This window comes from Caenibacillus caldisaponilyticus (assembly GCF_002003465.1).
In the GTDB taxonomy this organism is placed as follows: Bacteria; Bacillota; Bacilli; order Bacillales; family Sporolactobacillaceae; genus Caenibacillus; species Caenibacillus caldisaponilyticus.
In genome coordinates this window covers 1-1,017 of the sequence record NZ_BDDQ01000121.1, presented here as the reverse complement: position 1 = coordinate 1,017, position 1,017 = coordinate 1, and the positions used below count along the sequence as shown (strand labels likewise).

The window sequence follows — 1,017 nt, the reverse complement described above, 5'->3', positions numbered from 1 at the left end:
CATTATTCGTCCAATTCCTAAACAACTTCTCATACATTCTATTGTTTACGAGGAATATCTAGGCCAAGGCAATTTTGGGGAGTCGTGGGGCGATCCGGAAACGATCGATTGCGTTCGCTTTGAACCCAAAACGGCAATCCGCATGGATGCTAATGGGGAAGAAATCGAAACGCAAGGGATTATCTTTATGGACACCGTCAATACGCCTAATTGTAAACCTCTAAAAGTTAAATCTAAGGTGACTTTTAATGGTATCGAAATGATGGTCCATGCTTGCAATCCCTATTATGGGTTTAACCAAGTCCACCACTATGAAGTGGAAGTGGTCTAATGGGGTAAGGGTTAAAGTAGATACAAAGAAAATCGCTCCAAAAATAAAAAAAGCATCGCATCTTGGATTGTTCGCTCTCACCCAGCAAGTGGTGAAGGACAGCAATCTCTATGTGCCGATGGACACCGGAAACCTTATGAAAAGTAGTTTACGAGCTTCACGTTTCAGTGATGGGAAAGCGGTATGGGATACGCCGTATGCTCGCCGGCTCTATTACAATCCGCAATTCCATTTTTCGAAAGATGTCAACCCGAGAGCGCAAGGGCTTTGGTTTGAGAAGGCTAAATCAGTCCACAAAAAACAATGGTCCAAGATAGCCGAAAAGGCGGTGAGAAATAAAATATGAGCGATGAAATGGACTTTTTAGAGCGGCTGGTTATTGATGTGCTTGATAAGCAAGGTTATTATGCAACGGTCGTGTCACCGATGTTGACGGATGGGAACAGTATTGCCGTTATGGTGATGCCGGCGAATGACTATGACCATTATTACGACGGTTCATATCGTCAAAACTTTGCTTTTCAGGTTATGACCAAACATGAAAACCAACTCACCGCCTATCATACGCTTTTGGATATCGCGAGCCTTTTAAAAAATATCGAGGATATTCCTAGCGCTAATGGAACGTATGAATTTGAGGGCATAGACATCACCACGGACCCGAACATTATCACGAAAGACGATAA

The 1,017-nt window shown here is 43.1% G+C and carries 3 protein-coding genes; all 3 read left to right on the top strand.

Annotated features, from left to right (window positions below; genetic code table 11):
- Positions 1–331, top strand: a 331-nt coding sequence (locus CCB157_RS16660; protein WP_158077370.1) for a putative minor capsid protein, incomplete at its 5' end; no start/stop codon positions are given.
- Positions 312–677: a minor capsid protein gene (locus CCB157_RS16655; RefSeq protein ID WP_077616922.1), complete on the top strand. Its 366-nt coding sequence runs from the start codon at positions 312–314 to the stop codon at positions 675–677. The genes CCB157_RS16660 and CCB157_RS16655, both read left to right, overlap by 20 nt.
- The coding region (locus CCB157_RS16650) for a phage tail terminator protein (RefSeq protein WP_077616921.1) at positions 674–1,017 on the top strand (344 nt) is incomplete at its 3' end. The genes CCB157_RS16655 and CCB157_RS16650, both read left to right, overlap by 4 nt.

What these genes read in the sequence shown, in the direction of transcription:
- CCB157_RS16655 (WP_077616922.1), top strand. Translation starts at nt 312, where the DNA reads ATGAAGTGGAAGTGGTCTAATGGGGTAAGGGTTAAAGTAGATACAAAG.